This is a genomic window from Micromonospora globispora (genome assembly GCF_003857015.1).
In the GTDB taxonomy this organism is placed as follows: domain Bacteria; phylum Actinomycetota; class Actinomycetes; order Mycobacteriales; family Micromonosporaceae; genus Micromonospora; species Micromonospora globispora.
Window position 1 is genome coordinate 20,424 of sequence record NZ_QGGF01000448.1, and the last position, 6,792, is coordinate 27,215.

Here is a 6,792-nt window from a genome sequence, read left to right on the forward strand (position 1 = left end):
GCGCGGGCACCGATCCCCAAGGAACCACCACGAGACTGACCGTTCAAGACATCAGAACGGGCCGGCCCACGTTCGCCGCGACCATGCCGGGCTGGCCCCTTCGCACGCGGTTGGCCAGGCAGTCCTTCAGCCCAGACTGGTCAATGGTGGTCTGGGACGACGCCTGTGAGGTGCGATTGGCGAAGCGGGCAGGTGACGGCAACTACCGGCAGGCGGCCACCTGGCGTCCGCCTGGCTGGAATTCGCGCGGCGACGGGCCGCTCTGCTACTCGGCGCCCAGGTTCTCGCGTGGACGGGTATGGCTGGTCGTCCGCCCCTCCAGCGGAGGCGAAGTTGGCAAAATTGTGTCCTTCGACCCTGCCGCCCGAGGATCCAAGCCGCGCGAAGAACATGCCGAGGCCTTGACGCTGGACGACAAAGGACGCAGCGCCACCAGTATGGACATCGCCATCGGCGGCAGGAAAGGGTCCACCGGCACGCTGGTGGCGAGCAAGCAGGCTTTGGTGAGCGCGGAGGTCCGACTCACCACCGACACGGACGCCACAACGATCTTCTACGTCTGCCGCGAGCGCTTGGACGACCGGACGCTACTCTGCCTCGCACAGGGCCCCGGCCAGATGTTTGGGGCGGTGGCGCTGCTGACCGCGAACCGGGCCGCGAGAACCGTCACGCTGCGGCAGGGGGTTCCCAAGGTCGAGGGCGGAATTCGGGACGCCTTCCTTGCGCCGGACCACAAGAGGGTGGCCCTCCAGACCAACGACGGGTGGTACCTCGCGGACCTCAGCAGCGGCCGGCAGCCGCAGAGGGTCTTTCCCCAGCTGGCCACCGAGGGTGCGGAAGTCCAGTTCTGGGCCTGAGGCCGGGCGCTCGGCCCAGCGGGCCAGCGAGATCCGACAGCGGCTGGCCGTGGGGTCGGCCTCCTCCGAAGGTTGCAGCGGCCGAGCCGGTGACCTGCGGTGGGCCAACAGGTGTGTCCTGTCACGGGGCTTGTTTGACCCTCGCGTCCCCCCACATGCTCGACGGAGGGGCAGTGGTCAATTGCTGGCGCCGGTAGCCTGCGGCGATGCCGGTTCCCCGTAGTCTCCGTGTGCGATTTGATGATCCGGCTTTTTGGCAGACGTTCTTCTTCGACGCGGAGGGCGTCACCCCGGTCCCGGATGTCGCCGTCGAGTTGCCCGTGGGTGGTGCCTGCCAGGTCGTGCTTGAGGTGAAGGGCCGGTACGACTCCTACGAGCTCGGTATCCGCACCCCGACGTCGGACGGCATTCGCAGCGCCGGCTGGGACGACATGGCCCACTGGCACCCGTACGCGTTCCGCTGGTGGGAACTCGACCTCATCTGCCGTGCGGTAGCCACACTCGACCCGCTGCTGCCGCACCCGGGTCCCACGCTGGTCCTGCTGTGCCGCTTCGTCAGCGTGCACGACGACGATGACGTCGAGCAGATCGCGTCAACCATGCACACGGCGTTCGAGTCACTGCGCCCGACTGGCTGGGCTGGTTACTGGCCGAACGTCACAGACTGGCTCGCACGCCGCGACTTCCGGGGACGCGGCGTCTCCTGGACCCGCGACCAGTCGGGCAACCTTTATGCCGTCCAGGAGGCCGACAGCGATCACCCCTTCTACAGCATGCGCGCCCAGCCCACAGACGACCCGGCAGGCTTCCCGTACGAGGAATGGCGCATCCTCCTCGCAGCAGCCGGCAAGACGCTCGGCGTCTAGGCCGAACGTCGAGCCTCAGAGCCGCTCTGCGCGGTGTGGCTGAACCTGGACATCAGCGAGAGGGATGATGCGGGACGTGGCCGATGACAGCGGTTATCTGCTCGACAATCAGCAGACGGAAGCGGGAACGCGCTTTGGCGCCCTGGCGGCGCTGTTCGACCCTTCCACGTTTCGGCACATCGACGCGCTCGGCATCGCGGGAGGCTGGCGGTGTTGGGAGGTCGGCGCCGGAGGCCCCAGCGTGCCGTCCTGGCTCGCCGCGCGCGTCGGCACGGCGGGGCACGTGGTTGCTACCGACATCGACGTCTCGTGGATGACCGCTGCCGCCGACGCCGGCTACGAGGTCCGCCGCCACGACGTCGGCGTCGAGCCGCCGCCCGGGGATGGATTCGACCTGGTGCACGCGCGCCTGGTCCTGGTGCACGTTCCACAGCGTGCCGCGGCGCTGGCCACCATGATCTCGGCTCTGCGGCCCGGCGGCTGGTTGCTGGTAGAGGAGGCCGACCCGATGATGCAGCCGCTGGTCTGCCCGGACGAGTCGGGCCCGGCCCAGCGGCTGGCCAACAAACTCAAGCGCGACTTCCGCACGCTGATGGCGCAGCGTGGTGTCGACCTGTCCTACGGGCGCACGTTACCTCGGTTGTTGCGCGGCGCCGGACTCGTCGACGTCGAAGCCGACGCCTTCTTCCCGATCACCGGCGCTGCCTGCACCCTGCTGGAGCAGGCCACCGTAGCGCAGATCCGCGACCGGCTGGTCGCCGCCGGCCTGGCTACGAACGAAGAAGTCGACCGGCATCTCGGCAACGTCGCGGCGGGGCTTCTCGATCTCGCCACCTCGCCCATGATCTCGGCCTGGGGCCGGAAACCTGCTTGAACCGTCGAGGTCAGCTTCAAGGCGCCAGTGTGAAGGCGGCACCATGCCTGAGCAGGCGTTTCCGAGGTGGGGCGGGCGGGACTCGAATCCGCGACCGAGGGATTATGAGATCAAACTGCCCGTCCCGCCGACCTGCGCACATGGGGTTCTAGCAGCGGAAATGCCTCTCGACATCTCACACCACTCCCCGCCGTCCGTCGACTTCTTGCGGACTAGATGCGGACTGCTCGCTTGTCGGGGCGGCGCGGAGCGTCAGTTTGAAAGTAGCGCTCCGTAGCGGGGGATGTCCGGCAGGCGTGGTCGTAGGTGGCGCTGCAATGACCCTTAGTGCCCGGTCGCGACCGGGCTCAGCACCGTTTGCTGGCCCATGGATGGCCCACAGCACGCCTGCACCCTGTTGTTGTCAGCCCCTGCTGTGAGCGAAGGGATTCCGCCCCGTGGCTGTCAGGTAGAGCGGGAAGAACACAACCCACATGATCAAACAGCCCAGGAACCACGCCTCCGGGGTCTCCAGTCGGAAAGACCCAAGCGAGACAGCGACCGGGTTCCCGCGCCTCAGTCGCTCCTTGGCGTCCGCGTAAACCCATACGTCGATGGCCAGCACTACGAGCAGAACGAGGATCGACACCAGTGCGGCAGCGGGTAATCCTGTCATTTTGGCCGTGCTTCCGATCGGCTGGTCACGGGATGGCGTCGTCATCATACGTGTGCCGAGCCTGCGGCCATCCCGGCCGCCGCCGACCACACGCCGTGGAGTGGACCGACCTGCGCCAGGCCAGGTGGAGCGGATCTCCTCGTCGGGCAGTCGTAGACCGTCCAGCCTCCCCGGACGGGGACCAGGTGGAGCGCCCTACCGGACGAAGGACCTTGGCCCCGTCCGGGGAGGCTGGTAGCCCTTGTGGTGCCCGGTGAGGTGATCCGCCCCGGTCGATCTCTGAGGAGGGCCGGGGTTCGGGGCAGAGCCCCGAGGTCTTCTAAGGTCTTGCCCCTCAGTGTGGCCGGCCGGCCCGGCCGATGCCGGCCGGAGGTCGCCAGCAGGCCGGGTCGGGCCGGCGCGGCCCGCTTGCGGGCCGCCTTGATTTGATAGAGCGGAATTCGGCAACGGGATGCCGTCTGGCGCTGTCCCGTCACGGCTGATGCTTGACACTCGCGTCCCACCTGATGCTTGACATGATCACCGTTCGGCTTTCTTGATCACGTGTTGTTGCGGCAGCACGGGATCTGGGGGCCGGGATTGGCACTGGTGGGAATGTCGATCGTGGAACAGCGGTATCAGGCCGTGCTGGCGGTCCTGGCCGGTGATCCGGTCGTGGACGTAGCCGAGAAGGTCGGGGTGTCGCGGCAGAGCGTGCATACCTGGCTGCGCCGCTATGCCGAGGAAGGTTTGCCCGGGTTGCAGGACCGGTCACGGCGTCCGGACTCCTGCGCTCATCAGGCATCGCCGGAGGTGGAAGCGCTGGTGTGTGAGCTGCGCCGACACCACCCGAAATGGGGCTCACGACGGATCGCCTTCGAGCTCGACCGGCAGGGCTGTCCGGGTCCGGTGCCGTCACGGATGACGGTGTATCGGATCCTGCTGCGTCACGGGCTGGCGGTCCCGGCGCAGCGGCGGCGGGGCCGTAAGGACTATGTGCGCTGGGAACGGGCCCGTCCGATGGAGCTGTGGCAGATGGACATCGTCGGCGGAATCTTCCTGGCCGATGGGACCGAGGCCAAGGTCGTCACTTGGCGTCGACGACCACTCCCGGTTCTGTGTGATCGCCGCGGTGGTGCCCCGGGCAACAGGCCGGGCCGTGTGCCTCGCGTTCGCCCAGGCGTTGCTGGAGTTCGGGGTGCCCGATGAGGTGCTGACCGACAACGGCAAGCAGTTCACCGCCCGTTTCGGCAACGGCGGCGAGGTGATGTTCGACCGGATCTGCCGGGAGAACGGCATCGTGCACCGGCTCACCCCGCCCGCGACGCCGACCACCACCGGCAAGGTCGAACGCTTCCACCAGACGTTGCGGCGGGAGCTGCTGGACGACGTCGCGACCTGGCCCGACCTGGACAGCGTGCAGGCGGCGATCGAGGTCTTCCGGCATGAATACAACACCGACCGGCCGCATCAGTCCCTGGACATGGCGTTCCCCGCCGACCGCTTCCACTCGAGCCCGCCGGGCGTGGTGCCGGTCAAGCTGCCCGCCTCGCTGACCGTGTCGGCGGAGCCGGTTCCGCCGCCGGCACCGTTGCTGGTGACCCCGCCGGTGACGTCCTGGTCCGGTGACGCGGTCGAGTTCGACCGGGTGGTGCCGCCATCGGGGAACCTGCAGGTGGCCGGGAAACAGTTCTGGCTCGGCCCGGCCCGTTCCGGGGTCACGGTGACGTTCTGGGCCGACACTGACGTCGTCCACCTCACGATCGGCGGCGCCCGGGTCAAGTCGGTGCGATCACACCTGTCGGTCACCGACCTCGCGAACCTGCTGCGTCAGGGTGGCCGCCCGGCCGGGCCGCCGCCGCTGCCGCCGGCCGAGCCGGGCCAAGCGGTCGAGGTGGACCGGACGGTGAACGGGCCGGGACGGTGTCGCTGGGTCAGCATCTGGTCCTGGCCGCGGAGATCCTCGGCGGCCGCCGGGTCGGGATCCGCATCGAGCCGGCCACCCTGATGTTCTTCGACCTCGACACCCGCCAGCTGCTGCGGACCCAGCCGAACCCGCTCACCCCAGCCGACATCTCCCGGCTGCGTGGTGTCCGCCCGGCCGGACCGCCACCACAGCCCGCGACCGGCCCGGTCCGGGTCCAGCGGCGGGCGTCGAACACCGGCGTGGTCATGGTCGTTGGCCAGAAAGTCGCTCTCGGCCGGATCAACGCCGGAAAGACCGTCACGATCGAGGTCACCGACACCGAACTGACCATCCACACCGACACCGGACCACACACCGTCCGACGCACCACCGACCAGCCCGTCCGTAGGATCAAAGCCCACCGACCCCGCAAGGTCGCCACCGAAACCTAGACCAACCGTCAAGCAACAGCTGGGACGGAAACGTCGAGCATCCGGTGGGACTAGACAGCGCACGGCAAGGCGTGTCTTGTGCCATACACGGTCTGTGATCCGGGACGGGTATCACGATCGCCTCGAAACACAGCGCCACGAGATCCTTGGGCGGCCCGAAGCCCGGGCCGATCCGAGGTTGGGGTACTCAGCGCCTGGTCTCGTACCTGGTCAGGACCACGCCGTCAGGGAACGTCCGGCTCTCCACCAGGGTCAGGTTCACCCAGTTGTCCAGGGCCGCAAAGAACGGCGTGCCGCCACCTACCAGGACCGGATGGGTGACGATCGCGTACTCGTCGATCAGCCCGTCCCGCATGGCCGCTGCGGCGAGTGTGGCGCCGCCGATATCCATGGGGCCGCCGTCCTCGGCCTTGAGCCGGGTGATCTCGGTGACCGCGTCGCCGGTGACCAGGCGGGTGTTCCAGTCGACCGTGCTGGTCGTCGAGGAGAACACCACCTTCGGCATGTCCCGCCAGCGGCGGGCGAACTCGATCTCCGCCGGTGTGGCACCCGGCTGCTGGTCGGCGGTCGGCCAGTGGGAGCTCATCGTCTCCCACAGTTTGCGCCCGTACAGCGCCATGCCTGTCGCCCTCACCCGGTCGGACCACCACTGGAACAGCTCGTCGCTCGGCACACTCCAGCCGAGGTCGTCGCCGGGCGCGGCGATGTAGCCGTCCAGGCTCAGGTTCATGCCGAAGGTCAGTTTTCGCATGGTGTCAGCCTCCCGTGAGTCGGTACTCGGCGTACAGACCAGCACGGCGCGGAAGAATCATCGGTCAGGCCACACCGAGGGCCGGTTCACCACCACGCCAGGACCCCGTAGCGCCAGGACGGCGATACGATCTCTGCACTTATCTCTAGACCAACCGTCAAGCAACACCTGGGACGGATTCGTCAAGCATCAGGTGGGACTCGACAGATGCCGTCTGGCGCTGGGGTGTCCCGGGACCTGCTTGGCACTCGCGTCCCACCTGATGCCTGGCATGATCCTCATGACACCGCAGAGGCCGTCACTGTCCGCGCCAGGAGCGCGCATCGCGGCTACTTAGAGACTTCCTGCAGGATCGATGTCCGGCCAGACTCGGTCCAGGTGCTCGGCGAGACGCTCCCACATTGCGGCTGCCCACCGGTGTCATTGGTGTGGCTCTCTCATGGCCTGCGGTC

General features: G+C 68.0%; 5 protein-coding genes and 1 pseudogene. 5 read left to right on the forward strand and 1 reads right to left on the reverse strand.

What is annotated here, in order from left to right; translation table 11 throughout:
* Positions 1–143: 143 nt before the first annotated feature.
* The 5 genes and pseudogenes from DKL51_RS24155 to DKL51_RS36640 all read left to right on the forward strand — a co-directional run bounded on the left by DKL51_RS24155 (position 144) and on the right by DKL51_RS36640 (position 5,589).
* Positions 144–857 carry a hypothetical protein gene (locus tag DKL51_RS24155; protein WP_123827082.1) on the forward strand — a complete coding sequence of 238 codons (714 nt, stop codon included), beginning with the start codon at positions 144–146 and terminating at the stop codon, positions 855–857.
* Positions 858–1,063: 206 nt separating this feature from the next.
* Complete coding sequence (locus tag DKL51_RS24160) at positions 1,064–1,723, forward strand: hypothetical protein (RefSeq protein ID WP_123809642.1); 660 nt, start codon at positions 1,064–1,066, stop codon at positions 1,721–1,723.
* A gap of 76 nt (positions 1,724–1,799) precedes the next feature.
* A complete protein-coding gene (locus DKL51_RS24165) occupies positions 1,800–2,597 on the forward strand; it encodes a methyltransferase domain-containing protein (RefSeq protein WP_109946609.1) in 798 nt (265 codons plus the stop codon).
* Positions 2,598–3,846: 1,249 nt separating this feature from the next.
* Positions 3,847–4,738: pseudogene (locus DKL51_RS36630) on the forward strand (IS481 family transposase); the annotation flags it as partial.
* Positions 4,739–5,154: 416 nt separating this feature from the next.
* On the forward strand, positions 5,155–5,589 hold the full coding sequence (locus DKL51_RS36640) for a hypothetical protein (RefSeq protein WP_243422591.1): 435 nt from the start codon (positions 5,155–5,157) through the stop codon (positions 5,587–5,589).
* 187 nt (positions 5,590–5,776) lie between these two features.
* On the opposite strand, the gene DKL51_RS24175 is transcribed toward DKL51_RS36640, so the two are convergent.
* The gene (locus DKL51_RS24175; RefSeq protein WP_109946608.1) at positions 5,777–6,340 is read right to left on the reverse strand and encodes a dihydrofolate reductase family protein; all 564 of its coding nucleotides are present in this window, start codon (positions 6,338–6,340) and stop codon (positions 5,777–5,779) included.
* Positions 6,341–6,792: the final 452 nt, after the last annotated feature.